A 14,445-nucleotide genomic window follows, 5' to 3' on the forward strand; every position below is an offset into this window, starting at 1 on the left:
CGGCCGCTGAGGCGCAGACCCAGGCCGCTCAGCCTCTTCAGCCGATGATACGGGAGCACCCGCGCGCCCCACCCGAAACACGCTCACATTCGTCGCAATCCGCCCGTTGTACATCCCCACGGTCCGCTCCGGCGTCATCCGCAGCCCCGCTCCCAGTCCCGCATCCGGCGTGATCACCGCGAGCTTCCAGCCCGCGAATCCTCCTTCGCGCAAGCCAGCGGCCAGCTCGGCGTAGAGCGCAGCCAGCTCTCGGCGCTCGCCGATACGCTCGCCGTATGGCGGGTTGGTCGCCACCAGCCCCGGCCGCTCCGTCACGCCGTCGGTCACAGCGCCCTCCGGCGCCACCAACTCCGCGACCGCGCGCCGCTCGACCGACACGTGTCCCTCAAGTCCCGCGCGCGCCACACACGCAGCCGCGACCTCGATTGCCCGTGGGTCGACGTCGTATCCGGCCACCGGCACCATCGCAGCCAGCCCCGCCTCGCGCCGCTTCTCCGCCGCTGCGCGCACTCGCTCCCAGTCGCCGGCGTCGTGCCCCAGCCATGCCGAGAACCCCCAGCGCTCCCGAAGCAGCCCCGGCGCGATGTCGCCCGCCATCATCGCAGCCTCGATCGCCAGCGTGCCCGAGCCGCACATCGGGTCGACGAACGCCCCGCCCGCCTCGGCGATCTCGGGCCAGCCGGCCACCAGCAGCACCGCGGCGGCCAGCGTCTCTTTCATCGGCGCCGCGACCTGAACTCCGGGCTCGCGGTAGCCTCGGCGGTGCAGGGGCTCGCCGGCCAGATCGATCGAGACGGTCGCGCGATCTGCCCGCACCACCACATTCACCAGCAGATCAGGCCGCACGGTGTCCACGCTCGGGCGGATGCCGCCGCGCGCGGTGAACCGGTCGGCGATCGCGTCTTTCACGCGCACCGCCGTGAACTGCGTGTTGCGCAGGGCGGCGTTCACGCCGGTCGCGTCGACCGCGATGGTGCCGTCGGCGCGCACGTGGTCCTCCCACGGCAGCGCGCTAACAGCGGCGTAGAGCTCGTCGGCAGAGGCCGCCGAGACGCGAGCGAGCGTGAGCAGCACGCGCGAGGCCGTGCGCGACCACATGAGCGCCCGATACGCGTGCTCAAGCCGGCCGCCAAACGACACACCAGCGGCGACGGGCCGCACGCTGCGGCACTTGAGCGCCCGCAGCTCGTCGGCCAGGAACTTCTCGGCGCCTCTGGGGCATGGCGCGAAGAACTCCAAGCGGTCGCCTGTGAGCTGCAGCGTACTAGTATCAGCCATGTCTCCCGCGATCTATCAGGCGAAGCCCTCCACCACGTAGGTGCCGGAGCGCGTGTCTTTGTGCAGCGTGATGAAGCCCATCTTCTGAGCGTCCTCAAGCAACTGCGTGAACGATCGGTAACCGTAGGACGATTCCGAGAACTGCGGCTGCTTGCGCTTCATCGTGTCTTTCAGGAGCGACGAGTGCATGGCGCCCACATTCTCGCGCTGCAGCGCCTCGATCGTCTCGAAGAGCAGCGTGAACGCGGGCTGCTTCGCCGTCGGCACCGTGTCGCTGATCTTGGGCGCTCCTGCGGCCGCACCAATGTCCTCGTAGTAGATGAATTCGTCGCAGTTGGCGGCCAACAGATCGCTCGTCGAGTCCTTCATCCCCACGCCGATGACCGTCTTACCGTTTTCTTTCAGCCGCAGCACGAGCGGCGTGAAGTCGCTGTCGCCCGACACGATCACGAAGGTGTCGATGTGCTCCTTGGCGTAGGAAAGCTCCATCGCGTCGACCACGAGCCTTATGTCGGCCGAGTTCTTGCCGGTCTTGCCGCGCTCGGGGATCTCGGTGAGTTCAATGCCCAGCTCATGCAGAACAGTCGTGTACTCCGAGAACCGCGCCCAGTCGGCATACGCGCGCTTGGCGACGACCTTACCCTTTTCAACGAGCCTCTCAAGCACCTTCTGGAAGTTGAGCACCTCGGTGATCTTGGCGCGCCTTCCGCCATTGCGCGGAGCCAGGCCCAAGGCGATGTTCTCGAAATCTATGAAAACAGCGAGCGAGTGCGCTTCTTCAGCCACGGGATTCCCCTCTCACGGGATACTTCGCTCCTGATAATGCCACATGTGGGGGTTTCTCACACGGATTCGCCCTAGGCGATGTACCGACGACAGCTACCGTGACCCGCCGCTAGAGGGGCGAGATCACCTCTACGTGCACATCCGCAAGCCCCATGGACTTGATACCGAGTATCTCGGCGGACCGCTTGGTAATGTCGAGAATACGGCTTCCCGAGTAGGGCCCGCGATCGGTCACCACCACAATGATGCGCTTGCTGCCGTAGGAGACCGCAAGGCGGGTTCCAAAAGGCAGTGAGGGATGGGCGCATGTCAGCTCGTTTTCGTTGAAACGGCGTCCCGAGGATGTGTAAGCGCCGGAGCCCGCATTGCCGTACCAGGAGGTGATACCGTCAAATGCAATGCCTGTCGTGCGGTACGCCGTCGGCTCGCCGGCCATGACGATGTAGCCGCCCTGGCCATCGACCGTCGCCTGCGTCAGATCGGTGCCATAACTGGCCCCGCTGCCCGAACCCGCCCTGGCCGCGGCGCGCTGCGCTTCGAGAATCGCCGCAACCTCGGCAGAGAGCGACTTCACGAACTTCTGTTGCTCCGCGACCGCAGCCATCGCCGCATCGCGCTCCTGGGTGACCGACGCAACCAGAGCGGCCTGCTGCAGCTCTCGCTCCTTGAGCTCGGCGGTAAGCCGAGTCACCTCGGCGCTTTGGTCCTTGAGTGCCACCATCAACTTGGCGTCCTGGGACGAGATGATCATCATGACCCGCAGCCGGTTCGCAAACTCCTGAAACGACTTCGCCGAGAACAGCGCATTCAAAAATCCCGTACCGTCGGTGCGGTACAGGTAGTTCGCCTGGTCGCCGAGCCGGGCCTTGCCGGCCTTGAGCGAGGCATCGAGCTCCGTCAAGCGCTTGGTGTTGGCGGCGATCTGTTCGCGAGTCTTGGCCAACTCTCCGGATGCTGAGTTGTAGGTCGACATCGTCTGCCCGAGAGAAGCGCTCATCTGATCCAGCTTGGACTGAGCGTCTTGCGCCTGTTGCTGGATCGATGAAACGGTAGGTGCAGCCAGCCCGGGGGCAGGCGTGCCAATGAGCACGACCACCACACCCAGGACCGGAACTACAGCGCGCAAGATTCTTGGAAGCGACGCCAAACATGCCTCCGCGTACAATAGACACGACACCGCGACGGTCGATCAAGATCGTGCAAGGGGAAAGTTTACATCATCAGGCACAGCAACTGGCTAGCCAACCTGCGTGCCAAGAGAGGACAGGCGCCTCATGACCGGGAACACCCTTTCTACCAGCGACTCCGGCACCGCACCGAAAGTCGTCATGTACTGCCGGACGTGGTGCGGCGATTGCTCCCGCGCGCGCAGGTGGCTGGAAGCTCGCGGCATCGACTATATCGAGATCGACGTCGAATCCGATCCGGGTGCGCATGCCCGCGCCGCTGCCCACAACGAAGGCCGACTGCACACGCCCACCTTCGAGATCGGCGACGGCGTCTGCGTCGACTTCCATCCTGACAAGCTGGAACGCCTGCTCGGCCTCTAGCCTACCGACCCAATCGGAGCCGCCCACTCGGTTCGCGAATACGCGTGGCACAAGCCCAGCCGCTCCATGTTGCGCTTGCTCGAGCTCTCGGCTGCGGCTTCGCTGACGGCCAGTTCGCAGCCGGCGTCGCGGGCGATAGTGAGCCTGGCCCGCTGCAGCGAGCGCTGAACACCGCGCCCGCGAAACTGCGGTACTGTCGAGTCCGCCGACAGCCAGCCCACACCATCGTGGCACTGAAGCTCGGCCGTACCTGCCGGGCGTCCGTCCACCAGCGCGAGCAGGAACCAACCATCATCACGCGCGACGATCGAGCGGCACAACTGCAGCTCGGCAGGCGTCGGATCGTCCGGCGCCGAGAACCCGTTCGCCGAGACAAGCGCCCATACCTCGCGCTCCTCGGGGGTCTCGGCGAGGCGGATCTCGACATGCGCTTCAGGCCCGGGGATCTCGTCTGCCGAGGAGATCTCGCGCACCATCACGTCCTCGCATCCGAGAGGCGTCCAGCCGCGGCACATGAGCGCATCCTCAAGCGAACCATCGGCAAGCGAGCACACACTCACGATCGGCCTGGCACCCCGGGCGCGGAAGAACTCCTCTACTGCCTCGACATCGCACTGCGACACCCGGTCGCCCGAGAACCCCAAGCCGACGGTCTGGTTCACCGGCGAGGCGGGACCCACGAACGCTGCCACTCCCCCCGCGACTTCGAGCACCTCCGGCTGGATCGCCGGAAACGCCCTTTGGGCCGCGAACGCGAGAAGCCGCAGGTCGGAAGCGGCGATCGTCTCAAGGCGACGCGCGAGTGCCTGCACGTCTCGCATCGGCGGCAGCGCCTACTCGCCGAGGTGGCCGAGCAGCCAGGCCATGTTCTCGCCCAAGCGGCGCATGGTGCCCATGCCCTCGGCGTCGCCGACGACCTCGCCTTTGGCTCCGCCGAAGCCGACATTCCAGTACGACGAGCCCACCACGATCATCTCGTTGATGAGGAAGAAGTTGTTGATGCTCGTGAATGCGTGCATTCCGCCGGCGCGGCGCATCGACACCACCGCCGCGGCGGGTTTGCGCGCAAGCGTGTTGCCGTTGCCGCGCGAGACGTAACCCACCCGGTCGATGATCGCCTTCATCTCGGCGGTGACATCGGCGAAGTACGTAGGGCTGCCGAGGATGATCGCGTCGGCGTCACGCACGGCATCGATAACGTCGTTCCCGAAGTCCTTGCGCCCGTGGCACTGCCCATCGCGAAGTTCGCGGCAGCGTCCGCATGCCGTGCACCCGCGGACGTCCTTGCCCGCAAGCTCGATGAGCTCACACTCGATGCCCGCCTCGCGAAGCGGTGCGAGCGCGGCCTCGATAAGCAGCGCCGTGTTCCCGCCTTTGCGAGCGGACCCGTTGATTGCGACAACTCTCATGGGATCGATCCTTTCGTGTGTGTCGATTCCTGACCAGGTTCTTATGCCCAGTCCCGCTCAGTTTCGTAGACGATGCCCACGGCCGGGCCAACGTGCACGCCTACGACCGGGCTGACCGGGACGAGCCGGACACTGTACCCGACAATCGGCTCTATGTGCTCCTCAGCAAACTTCCTGGCGACTTCTCGGCTGCCGATGTAGTGCACGACAATCTGTGAGAGGCCATAGGCGCACATATCGTCGGCAAGCTTGCGGGCGATCTCGGCCATCGCGCGGGCGCGCGTGCGCACCTTCGCGAAGGTCTGCGTCTCGCCGTCTTCCACCGTGAGAATCGGCTTGATCTGCAGCAGCCCGCCGAGCAGGGCGGTCGCACCGCCGATACGCCCTCCGCGGCGCAAAGGCTCGAGTGTCTCCGGGGTGAACAGGTATCTCGTCCTCTTCAGGGTAGCCGTCGCGGCCTGCACGCACTGCTCCAGCGACTGGCCCATCTGCGCGGCCTTCGCCGCGGCCAGCGCGCCGAACCCTTCCTCCATCGAGTTCGAACCGCTGTCGACCAGCTCGATCCGCACGCCGGGGTGATCCTTGAGCACCATCTCGGCGGCCATTCGAGCGGTAGCCATCGTGCCGCTCATCTTCTCGGAGATGAACACGCCCACGACATCGCAACCGCGCTCGACCGCGTGCTGAAATGCGCACATCAGCGAATCCACCGAGGGCTGAGAGGAAGTGGGGAGGACCCGCATGGCAGGAAGCCGCGTGTAGAAATCGTCAACGTCCATGTCCAGCTCCCGCGTGGTTCGCTCACCCTCGTTGACATACAGCGACACCACGTCGATGCCGTATTGAGTATTGAGTTCCGCCGGAATCGATGCCACCGAATCAGTGACCACGTTCACACACATGTGCACTCCCGCCCTGACGCTATCTGTTTGCCAAGATTTGTGTTCCCACGATACACGAGTCGGCGGCGCTGCCCCCAAGAAGTCGTTACCGATCGGCACGCCATGTCGCCGTTTGTCGCGAACCCGGGGGACGGCGGCGCTCTCCTACTCGCCGATGGGTATATCGCCCGTACGTTCAATCAGTGCAATCCACCGCCGCCCGAGATCCCTTCCGGAGGACGCGATGAATAGTGACGCGAACACAGCACTTCTGAGAGGCAAGAACGCCGGGTCCGACAGCCGCCGAGACTCGGCGTCGGAGATCTCCCTCCTCATGGCGGACAGAGTCGGCGGACTCTACGCCGAGGAGGAGCGTCGTTCACGTCTCAAGCGGACCGAGGACATGATCCGCAGAGCGCAGTCTTTGAGATAGCGTACCGGCGCTCAACCCTGCGATACTGACCTCTCAACAAATGAAACGAAATCACGGAGGCCTTCTGCGCATGTGCCAATTCTGCGTCGAGCACGGTGAGGGCAAGCGCTGGTATCTTGAGGCCGCGAACTACGCGCACGATCTCGAGAGCGACCTGAAACGCCGAGACTACATGGTGGGCTTCATCCGCGACTTCGACTCGATGCGCGCAAACGGAATAGCGGGCATGGAGATTCTCGGAAAGCTGCCGAGACCGCTCGAGACCGCCGGCAAGAACGCGGTCTCCCGCCATATGCGCAAGAAGCATTTCGGTCAGCCGCTTTCGCTTGAGGATTGCGCGGAAGTCTTCTCACTTGCGACCAGCATCACCGTCATCCCCTGCATCTGCCGCATGCACGCGCCCAACCGCGTCGCCGAGGAAGTCTGCATTCTGGTCACCACTCAGCCCATCACACCGCTGCTTGAAGAGGGCTTCAAAGACTACATCGACGGCCCCGATCTCGACGACTTTCGGACCGTCACCAAAGACGAAGCCATGTCTCTCCTGCGCTCATGCGAGGAGCGAGGGCTCCTGCACTCGATCTGGACGTTCAAAACACCCTTCACCGCTGCGATCTGCAACTGCAACCTCGCAAGCGGATGCATGGCGATGAAGATGACCGCGGGCTACGGCATGAAGATGATGTGGCGCGGCGAAGACATCGCACAGTTCGACGCCGAGAAGTGCTCAGGCTGTGGAGTCTGCGTCAGGCTCTGCCCGTTTGATGCAATCAGCACCAACCGCGGCGGAGGACCCGTGCGCCACGACGTCGCCAAGTGCTGGGGCTGCGGCATCTGCCGCGCGGGGTGCCCGCGGGATGCGATCAGCCTGGCCGATCGGCGGAGCGTGCCCGCGGTCGCAAACCTCTGGTAGCTCCTCGCAGCCCGAAGACTGTCGGCACTAAGGTGCCCGTCGACGTGGGATGGCCGCCGGCGGGCACTTCACTACCCTTTGTACCCCTAGGATGTTGCAGATATGTTTCTCGCGCGGCTGACTTTGGTTTTTAGTCGCTCCGAAAGCCGTGTGGCTGGTCCTTGCTTTGCACGTCTCGCCGTCGCCGAGACGCACGCTGCACCCGCCGTTTCTCAACGATGAACGATGCTGCGGAAGCGGGGTCGAACTTCTCCCCCATACTGTCCGTGTTCGCCAGAATCGCCATGCCGAGCGCGATCCGTCCGGCGTGTTCCTCGTCTTCCGCGCACGTGGCAGCAACGAATGCTCCGATGAGCAGCCCGTCTTGGCGCCACACCTCCACAACGTACTCCCACTCCCAACCAAGACCGTCTGCGGGCGCGCACACAGGAACACCTGACAGCGGGATCTCGGTAGTCCGGTCGAAGGCGGGGTCCTCACGCGGGGGCCACGGCGGGCGGGCAACATCGAGCACCCAAGCCGTCACCGCAACAGCAGTCTCCCGCACGTCTCGGTCGGCGTCCTCCAGCGCACGTTCCAACCAGAGAATGCGCTCGTCGCACTCCACATGCTGGAGCATCGCCACGGCACGCCTGCGTGTTGCCCTGCCGGACGATGACAGAGCGCGCTCAAGCACGCGATAAGGATTAGAACCACGCTCAACATTCATGCCGCATCACTCTCCGGGAACCAGAGTAGCTCGGCAGTCTGACATGCCCGCCGGTGCGATCCCGGGCCACATGGAGCGCTTGGTGCTACGCAGGCCGCACGGTCACGCCCCACGCCGTGCCCACGTGAGTGGCAACCACGATACCCGCCTCACAGATGTGCATCTCAGAGACCTGATACTGCTGCTCAATGTGCGCGCGCAGCCATTCCGCACGCTCGGGAGACATGGCATGCGTGATGGCGAACGCTCCGCGCTTGGCGCCGTTCATCTGCTCGGCGACCCACTCCAGCGTGTAACGGAGCGCCGCCTTCTCGCCGCGCAACCGTTTGAGCGGCTGAAACTTGCCCTCCGCGTCAACCGTCAACGTCACCTTCAGGTCGAGCAACGCGCCGAGAAATGCGCTCACCTGGCCGATACGCCCGCCCTTCGCGAGGTTCTTGAGCGAGTCCAGCCCGACGAGCATCTTGACGCGTTCCCGCGCAACCTCAAGCCGCGAGATCGCTGCTGCCGGCGTAAGCCCTTCGGCCGCCGAGGCAGCCGCATCGAGCGCCTGAAACGCGAGGCCCATCGAGAGGTTGCGCGAGTCGAAGACGTCGACGCGTCCCGGGAACCGTTCTGCGGCCTGCAGAGCCGCCTCGATCGTGCCGGAGAGTTTTGAAGAGATGTGGAGTGAGATGATGTGGTCGGCGCTCGCCAAGATGTGCTCGTACACCTCGATGAACGTGCCGACCGGGGGCTGCGAAGTGGACGGCAGCTGCGGCGCCGCATTCATGCGCTCGAAGAACTCGGCTTGCGTCAGCTCCCCGTCCTTGAACGTCTCATCTCCAAACGTCACGCTGAGCGGAACAACGACGATGTTTCGCTCGGCCGCCAGAGCCACAGGGATATCTGCGGTTGAATCGGTGACCACGACGAAGTTCGGTTTCGGTGATTCTGCTGCTGACATGTCGGAACTACTCCTCAAGTTTGCGTTTCAGGACCTCGTTGACCACGGCCGGATTCGCCTGCCCGCCGGTTTCGCGCATTACCTGTCCCACGAAGAACCCGATAAGTCCCGTCTTGCCGCTACGGTAACCCGCGACCTGCCCCGGGTTGGCCGCCAGAATGCGCTGGACGACCTCCTCGATGGCTCCCGTGTCGCTCACCTGCTTCATACCCTTGATTTCGACGATCGCACCCGGCGCGTCCCCGCTTGCAGCCATCTCGGCGAAGACTTCCTTGGCCTGCTTGGAAGAGATCGTGCCGTCCTCCACAAGCGCGACCAGCTCGGCGACCATGGACGGCACGACGCGCGAGTCCGTAACCGAGATGCCCTCGGCGTTGAGGTAAGCCGTGAGGTCGTTCAGGATCACATTCGAGATTGCCTTTGCGCGCTCGACCCCGCCGATCGCAACCGCGCTCTCGAAGAACTCGGCGAGATCGAAGTCGCCGATCAGGAGCGTGGCATCACGGACCGGAAGGCCATACGCCGCGATAAAACGTGCGCGCTTGGCATCGGGAAGCTCCGGCAGGCGACCGCGGATCTCGGCAATGAAGGCGTCGGAGAACTCGAAGGGCACCATGTCGGGCTCGGGGAAGTAGCGGTAGTCGTGCGCCTCTTCCTTGCTGCGCAGTGCGCTTGTTCGCTTGGCGCCGACGTCGTAGTGGCGCGTCTCCTGGATGACGCGGCCGCCGCCCTCGATCAGCTCGGCCTGGCGGACGATCTCATAGGCAAGCCCGTCGTGCAGTGCGCGGAAGCTGTTCATGTTCTTGATCTCGGCTTTGGTGCCAAACTCGGTCTGGCCGCGACGGCGCACGCTGACGTTCGCGTCGACGCGCATCGAGCCTTCCTCCATCGAGCAGTCGGAGATGGAAAGCGAGAGCCAGATGAGGCGCAACTTCTGCGCGAAACGGCGGGCCTCCTCGGGCGTGCGGATGTCGGGCTCGCTCACAAGCTCGATCAAGGGCGTGCCCGCGCGGTTGAAGTCGACGAGCGACTTCGTGGCGCCGGAGATGCGTCCTTCGCTGCCGCCGACATGGATCATCTTGCCGGTGTCCTCTTCGAGGTGGATGCGCGTGATGCCGATACGCGTCGTGTAACCGTCGCCGTCCGCCGACACCGTCACGCCCGTGGGCGCAGCCGCGAGGTCGTTGCGCTCATCGGCATCCCTGCCTTCGAGTTCGATATCGACCCAGCCCGCCGAACAAAACGGCAGGTCGTACTGCGAAATCTGGTAGTCCTTGGGCATATCGGGATAGAAGTACTGTTTGCGATGGAACTGGCTCCAGCGCGCGATCTCGCAGTTGGTCGCAAGGCCCGCGAGCACCGTGGACTCGATCGCAGCCTGATTGGGCACCGGCAGGGCGCCGGGCAGGCCGAGGCACACCGGGCACGTACGCGTGTTTGGCTCGCCGCCGAACGCCACCGCGCAGCCACAGAACATCTTGCTGTTCACTGTGGTGAGCTCGGTGTGGATCTCGAGGCCGATAACGGCTTCCCAGGTCTCAAGAACCTCTGCGAGACGGTCTTTCGCCATACTTGAGCGCTCCTTCTGGCTTTTCATGTTGCGCCGACGGATGGCGCGCATGCCATTTTCTGTACGGGCTGATTCTACCCGAGCGCACGGGCACGTGGGCGAAGACGTGGCAGGACGACAAACAGGGGCGGCCTGGATGGGACCGCCCCTGCTCTAGGACATCGAAAACGATGCAGTTCTACACCAGCCGAGCGGGTGGCGCAGGTGGCTCTTCCTCTGCGAGCGGCGCAGTCGGCGACCCGGGTGCCGGTGGCGCGGGTGGCGCGGGTGGCTCCGGCGCCGGTGGTGCTGGGGGCGCTGGGGGTGCAGGTGGCTCCGGCACTGATGCCACCGGGGGGGCAGGCGCGACCGGCGGTGCCGGCGGAACGTAGCTGGCGGGCGGCGTGTAGGTCCCTTGCTCGTAGGCCGTCTTCTGGCTGGAGAGCGGCGCCATGGTCGGCCCGACACTGGTCTTGCCGAATGCGGCCTTCACGTCGGGAGTGAACAGGTAGTACAGGATGAACAGGTTGAACGCTAGGCCGAGTAGGTCGCTGAAAGCTGATCCACTTACGGCGACAAGCTGGATGAGGTTCGAGACGGCACCGATGGCCATCAGCACGACGCCCACCGTCCATGCCCAGCCCCGCAACTTCAGTGCGCCGAAGCCGAACACCATGTCCGCTGCGCCGATCAGCCCCAGCCAGAGCGCCAAGAACACGACAACGACTCCGCTTGCCGCGGCCGCACCGCTTCCGGCTCCAAGCACGAGCAGCGCAAACCCACTAAACAGAGCCACGATGCCGCCGAGAACCGATAGTGCGCCGCCGATGATCGCCAGCCATCCGATCACGGTAACGCCGGTCGGTCTGTTCATGTGATCCCCTTTCACATCCTTGGTCCCAACGTATCAGTCGACACGCCGACGGCGTCTTCTCTTGAGCCGTCTGTCGCGTTGTATTCCCATTCGTTGCCAAACCAACCACTTCGATCGGCGAAAAACACGAAGGCTGCACAATGGCAGCCTTCGAGGTGAATCGAGTCATGCCGCGTTCGCCGTCTACCGCGCGAGGGGACTCCTCAGATCCAGCGCCAGATCGCGCTCGAGCGCCGCGGCGGCGCGATAGATCGTGCTCTCGGCGAAGTAGTCGCCGATGATCTGCAAGCCGATCGGCATCCCGTCGGCCGAGAAGCCACACGGCACGTTGATCGCGCAGTTGCCGGCCAGATTGACCGGGATCGTGTAGATGTCGGAGAGGTACATCGTCAGCGGGTCGCCCTTCTCGCCGAACTTCCACGCAACCTGCGGGCTTGTCGGCGTGAGCAGCACGTCGTAGTCCGCAAACGCCGCCGAGAACTCGCGTGCGATCAGCGTGCGCGCCTTCTGCGCCTGGCCGTAGTAGGCGTCGTAGTAGCCGGCCGAGAGCGCATAGGTGCCCAGCATGATGCGACGCTTCGCTTCAGGCCCAAAGCCTTCGGCGCGCGAGCGCAGGTAGAGGTCGATGGTATCGGCGGGGTTCTCGGCGCGGTGGCCGTAACGGATGCCGTCGAATCTCGCGAGGTTCGAGGATGCCTCAGCGGGACCGATGATGTAGTACGCCGAGAGGCCATGCTGGCTCGTGGGCAGGTTGACCTCGCCCACCGTCGCGCCCATCGCCTCGAATCCCGCAGCGGCAGCAAGCACGGAATCGCGGACCTCTGAGGTGACGCCCTCGGCGTCGAGGAGGTCGCGCACGATCGCGACCCGCAGGCCGCGCACGTCGGCGTCGCGCGTGGCGGTCACGAAATCCTCCGGCACGCGGTCGGCCGAGGTCGCGTCGGCCGGGTCCTTACCCTGGATCGCGCTCAGTGCACGCGCGTTGTCGGCGACCGTGCGAGAGAACGGGCCGATCTGGTCGAGCGAACTCGCGAACGCGACGCAACCGTAGCGGCTGACGCGGCCGTACGTCGGCTTGATCGCGACGGTGCCGGTGAGCGCGCCCGGCTGGCGGATCGAGCCGCCGGTGTCGCTGCCGAGTGAGATCGTCGCCATGCCGGCCGCAACCGCCGCGGCACTACCGGCGCTGGAGCCGCCGGGCACGCGAGAGAGGTCCCACGGGTTCTTCACCGGGCCCCACGCGCTCGACTCGCCCGACGAGCCGAAGGCGAACTCGTCCATGTTGCACTTGCCCAGCGGAATCACGCCGGCGGCGATCATCCGCGCGACCGCCGTGCAGTCGTACGGACTCACGTAGTTCTCGAGAATGCGGCTCGAGCACGTCGTGCGCGTGCCGATCAGGTTCATATTGTCCTTGAAGGCGGCCGGCACGCCTGCGAGCGGCGGCAGGTCAGCCTCGCTCGCACCACCGCGCACGAGCGCATCGATGCGTTCCGCGGCGGCGATCGCCAGATCGGCCGTCACCTGATTGAAGGCGTTGACCTCACCGTCGAGGGCGTCGATGCGCGCTAGAGCGGAGTTGGCGACCTCGACAGCCGAGAACTCCCCGGCCGCGATACATCCGCGGATCTGCTCGGCGGTCATGTTCGAGACGTCGATTTTGTGGGTCACTCGTCATCGCCTCCCCCGGTGATCTGCGGGATCACGAAGGCGCCGTTCTCGGCGAGGGGGGCGTTGGAGATGGCGACGGCCTGAGGGAAGCTCGGGCGAGCAACGTCGGGACGGGTCACGTTGACGACCTCGATCGCGTGCGCCATCGGCTCGACACCAGCCAGATCGAGGCGCTGGATCTCATCGATGTGGCCGAGAATGGAGTTCAAGTCACTCTGCATGGCCTTGGTCTCCTCGTCGGTCAGGCCAAGGCGCGCGAGCATCGCCACATGGCGAACGTCGTGCTCGGAAAGGGACATGCGGATGGTCCTTTCGTGCGGATGTGAGAACGCACTCCATCATACCCGAGTTGCGCGCTACCGCACCGCCATGAAGGCGGCGACGACGGCCGCCGAATTGTAGAGCATATGCAGCAGAATCGCCGATGCAAGCGAACGCCGAGTCCACGCGATCCAGCCCAGCGCCACCCCCAGCACGAACGTGGGCAGGAGCATCCAGAGGCTGAGGTGAGAGGCGGCGAACAACAGCGCCGAGGCGATGATCGCCGGCCACATCCCCCACTTCTCGCCGAGCGCGTTCAGGACCACGCCGCGAAACGCCAGCTCTTCCACGACCGGGGCGACGAGTGCCACCAGCGCGACGGCGAGCACCGCGCCTGCGGTTCCCGCGCCAAACACCGCCGTCAGGTCGCTCGACAGACGCACCGGCTGCGCCCAGCCGAGAGCCTCCACAGCGAGGCTGTACACAAACGCGACGAACTCGATGCCCAAGAACAAAGCGATGGCCAACCCTGCGGAGCCCATGCGCGCGAGCACCGAAGGCCCGGTTGCGCCCTTGACGCGCCGCAACCCGAACGCCTCGAGCAACCCCACGTTGCGGCGCGACGCGAGAAAGGCGAGCACGCCGATCTGCAGCGCATAGAACACCACCAGCACGACCACGCGCATGGCGACCTTGCCCGAGAAGGGCATCAGCGAGATCGCTCCCATGCCCAGAACCGCAGTCTTCGCGTACATCGCAAGCATCAGCACCGAGAGCACCGCAACGGCGTCAAGCAGCGTCCATCCCGCGACGACGCCCGATGACGAACGCGACGGGGGCTTCGGCTTCGCCGTGGATGTTGCCTTGGCCGACTTGCGCCACGCGGTACCGTCTGACGCGGTCGCGACGGGCTTCGTCGATGCAGCGGACTCGGCGGGCCTAGCGGCATCGCCAGCCCTCTCGGCGAGACTGCTGTCGGAGGCGGCACCGCGCGCTGACGCATTCGCCGGACGCACGATGGCGTCTCGGCGACACGCCTCGACGCAGGCCGCACAGCTCGTGCAGGCCGCCCAATCCACGTAGATGTAGGTGGGCCCCACGTTCACAGCCCCAACCGGACATACGGCCATGCAGGCGCCGCACCTGTCGCATCTGTCGGGATGAAGCGTGAAGCGTTCCATTCTG

The 14,445-nt window shown here is 65.1% G+C and carries 16 protein-coding genes and 1 pseudogene; 5 read left to right on the forward strand and 12 right to left on the reverse strand.

The window, feature by feature from the left end:
• The 3 genes from HGA39_02820 to HGA39_02830 all read right to left on the reverse strand — a co-directional run.
• The coding region (locus HGA39_02820) for a 23S rRNA (guanine(2445)-N(2))/(guanine(2069)-N(7))-methyltransferase (GenBank protein NTW28282.1) at positions 1-1,278 on the reverse strand (1,278 nt) is incomplete at its 3' end.
• Between the two features lie 15 nt (positions 1,279-1,293).
• Positions 1,294-2,064 (reverse strand): NYN domain-containing protein, encoded by a 771-nt coding sequence (locus tag HGA39_02825; protein NTW28283.1) that lies wholly within the window; start codon positions 2,062-2,064, stop codon positions 1,294-1,296.
• Positions 2,065-2,173: 109 nt separating this feature from the next.
• Positions 2,174-3,211, reverse strand: coding sequence for a hypothetical protein (locus tag HGA39_02830; GenBank protein NTW28284.1), 1,038 nt, complete (start codon positions 3,209-3,211; stop codon positions 2,174-2,176).
• Positions 3,212-3,338: 127 nt separating this feature from the next.
• Between HGA39_02830 and HGA39_02835 the strand changes: the two genes are divergently transcribed.
• A complete protein-coding gene (locus HGA39_02835; GenBank protein NTW28285.1) occupies positions 3,339-3,614 on the forward strand; it encodes a glutaredoxin family protein in 276 nt (91 codons plus the stop codon).
• Here the strand turns inward: HGA39_02835 and HGA39_02840 are convergent.
• The 3 genes from HGA39_02840 to HGA39_02850 are packed head-to-tail and all read right to left on the reverse strand — an operon-like array spanning position 3,611 to position 5,925.
• Entirely contained in the window at positions 3,611-4,435 is an 825-nt protein-coding gene (locus tag HGA39_02840; GenBank protein NTW28286.1) for a hypothetical protein, read from the reverse strand. The two genes, HGA39_02835 and HGA39_02840, sit on opposite strands and share 4 nt — an antisense overlap.
• A gap of 12 nt (positions 4,436-4,447) precedes the next feature.
• Positions 4,448-5,023 (reverse strand): flavodoxin family protein, encoded by a 576-nt coding sequence (locus HGA39_02845; protein NTW28287.1) that lies wholly within the window; start codon positions 5,021-5,023, stop codon positions 4,448-4,450.
• A 41-nt stretch (positions 5,024-5,064) separates the two neighbouring features.
• Positions 5,065-5,925: a DegV family protein gene (locus HGA39_02850; GenBank protein NTW28288.1), complete on the reverse strand. Its 861-nt coding sequence runs from the start codon at positions 5,923-5,925 to the stop codon at positions 5,065-5,067.
• Between the two features lie 223 nt (positions 5,926-6,148).
• On the opposite strand from HGA39_02850, the gene HGA39_02855 reads away from it, so the two are divergent.
• Positions 6,149-6,337 carry a hypothetical protein gene (locus HGA39_02855; protein ID NTW28289.1) on the forward strand — a complete coding sequence of 63 codons (189 nt, stop codon included), beginning with the start codon at positions 6,149-6,151 and terminating at the stop codon, positions 6,335-6,337.
• Positions 6,338-6,407: 70 nt separating this feature from the next.
• On the forward strand, positions 6,408-7,250 hold the full coding sequence (locus HGA39_02860) for a 4Fe-4S binding protein (GenBank protein NTW28290.1): 843 nt from the start codon (positions 6,408-6,410) through the stop codon (positions 7,248-7,250).
• 130 nt (positions 7,251-7,380) lie between these two features.
• On the opposite strand, the gene HGA39_02865 is transcribed toward HGA39_02860, so the two are convergent.
• The 3 genes from HGA39_02865 to gatB form a co-directional block, all read right to left on the reverse strand.
• On the reverse strand, positions 7,381-7,959 hold the full coding sequence (locus HGA39_02865; protein ID NTW28291.1) for a hypothetical protein: 579 nt from the start codon (positions 7,957-7,959) through the stop codon (positions 7,381-7,383).
• An 85-nt stretch (positions 7,960-8,044) separates the two neighbouring features.
• Entirely contained in the window at positions 8,045-8,905 is an 861-nt protein-coding gene (locus HGA39_02870; GenBank protein NTW28292.1) for a DegV family protein, read from the reverse strand.
• 7 nt (positions 8,906-8,912) lie between these two features.
• Positions 8,913-10,475 (reverse strand): Asp-tRNA(Asn)/Glu-tRNA(Gln) amidotransferase subunit GatB, encoded by a 1,563-nt coding sequence (gatB, locus tag HGA39_02875; GenBank protein NTW28293.1) that lies wholly within the window; start codon positions 10,473-10,475, stop codon positions 8,913-8,915.
• Positions 10,476-10,699: 224 nt separating this feature from the next.
• Between gatB and HGA39_02880 the strand changes: the two are divergent.
• A pseudogene (locus HGA39_02880) lies at positions 10,700-10,846 on the forward strand (esterase).
• 213 nt (positions 10,847-11,059) lie between these two features.
• A complete protein-coding gene (locus HGA39_02885; protein ID NTW28294.1) occupies positions 11,060-11,332 on the forward strand; it encodes a hypothetical protein in 273 nt (90 codons plus the stop codon).
• A 179-nt stretch (positions 11,333-11,511) separates the two neighbouring features.
• Here HGA39_02885 and gatA read toward each other — a convergent pair whose 3' ends face one another.
• The 3 genes from gatA to HGA39_02900 are packed head-to-tail and all read right to left on the reverse strand — an operon-like array spanning position 11,512 to position 14,441.
• Complete coding sequence (gene gatA / locus HGA39_02890) at positions 11,512-12,972, reverse strand: Asp-tRNA(Asn)/Glu-tRNA(Gln) amidotransferase subunit GatA (protein NTW28295.1); 1,461 nt, start codon at positions 12,970-12,972, stop codon at positions 11,512-11,514.
• Between the two features lie 23 nt (positions 12,973-12,995).
• Positions 12,996-13,298: an Asp-tRNA(Asn)/Glu-tRNA(Gln) amidotransferase subunit GatC gene (gene gatC / locus HGA39_02895; GenBank protein NTW28296.1), complete on the reverse strand. Its 303-nt coding sequence runs from the start codon at positions 13,296-13,298 to the stop codon at positions 12,996-12,998.
• Positions 13,299-13,355: 57 nt separating this feature from the next.
• Positions 13,356-14,441, reverse strand: a complete 1,086-nt coding sequence (locus tag HGA39_02900; protein NTW28297.1) for a CPBP family intramembrane metalloprotease — start codon at positions 14,439-14,441, stop codon at positions 13,356-13,358.
• Positions 14,442-14,445: the final 4 nt, after the last annotated feature.

This window comes from Coriobacteriia bacterium, from assembly GCA_013336165.1.
Lineage (GTDB): Bacteria > Actinomycetota > Coriobacteriia > Anaerosomatales > JAAXUF01 > JAAXUF01.

What these genes read in the sequence shown, in the direction of transcription:
- HGA39_02835 (NTW28285.1), top strand. Translation starts at nt 3,339, where the DNA reads ATGACCGGGAACACCCTTTCTACCAGCGACTCCGGCACCGCACCGAAA.
- HGA39_02840 (NTW28286.1), bottom strand. Translation starts at nt 4,435, where the DNA reads ATGCGAGACGTGCAGGCACTCGCGCGTCGCCTTGAGACGATCGCCGCT.
- HGA39_02845 (NTW28287.1), bottom strand. Translation starts at nt 5,023, where the DNA reads ATGAGAGTTGTCGCAATCAACGGGTCCGCTCGCAAAGGCGGGAACACG.
- HGA39_02850 (NTW28288.1), bottom strand. Translation starts at nt 5,925, where the DNA reads ATGTGTGTGAACGTGGTCACTGATTCGGTGGCATCGATTCCGGCGGAA.
- HGA39_02855 (NTW28289.1), top strand. Translation starts at nt 6,149, where the DNA reads ATGAATAGTGACGCGAACACAGCACTTCTGAGAGGCAAGAACGCCGGG.
- HGA39_02860 (NTW28290.1), top strand. Translation starts at nt 6,408, where the DNA reads ATGTGCCAATTCTGCGTCGAGCACGGTGAGGGCAAGCGCTGGTATCTT.
- HGA39_02865 (NTW28291.1), bottom strand. Translation starts at nt 7,959, where the DNA reads ATGAATGTTGAGCGTGGTTCTAATCCTTATCGCGTGCTTGAGCGCGCT.
- HGA39_02870 (NTW28292.1), bottom strand. Translation starts at nt 8,905, where the DNA reads ATGTCAGCAGCAGAATCACCGAAACCGAACTTCGTCGTGGTCACCGAT.
- gatB (NTW28293.1), bottom strand. Translation starts at nt 10,475, where the DNA reads ATGGCGAAAGACCGTCTCGCAGAGGTTCTTGAGACCTGGGAAGCCGTT.
- HGA39_02885 (NTW28294.1), top strand. Translation starts at nt 11,060, where the DNA reads ATGGCCATCAGCACGACGCCCACCGTCCATGCCCAGCCCCGCAACTTC.
- gatA (NTW28295.1), bottom strand. Translation starts at nt 12,972, where the DNA reads ATGACCGCCGAGCAGATCCGCGGATGTATCGCGGCCGGGGAGTTCTCG.
- gatC (NTW28296.1), bottom strand. Translation starts at nt 13,298, where the DNA reads ATGTCCCTTTCCGAGCACGACGTTCGCCATGTGGCGATGCTCGCGCGC.
- HGA39_02900 (NTW28297.1), bottom strand. Translation starts at nt 14,441, where the DNA reads ATGGAACGCTTCACGCTTCATCCCGACAGATGCGACAGGTGCGGCGCC.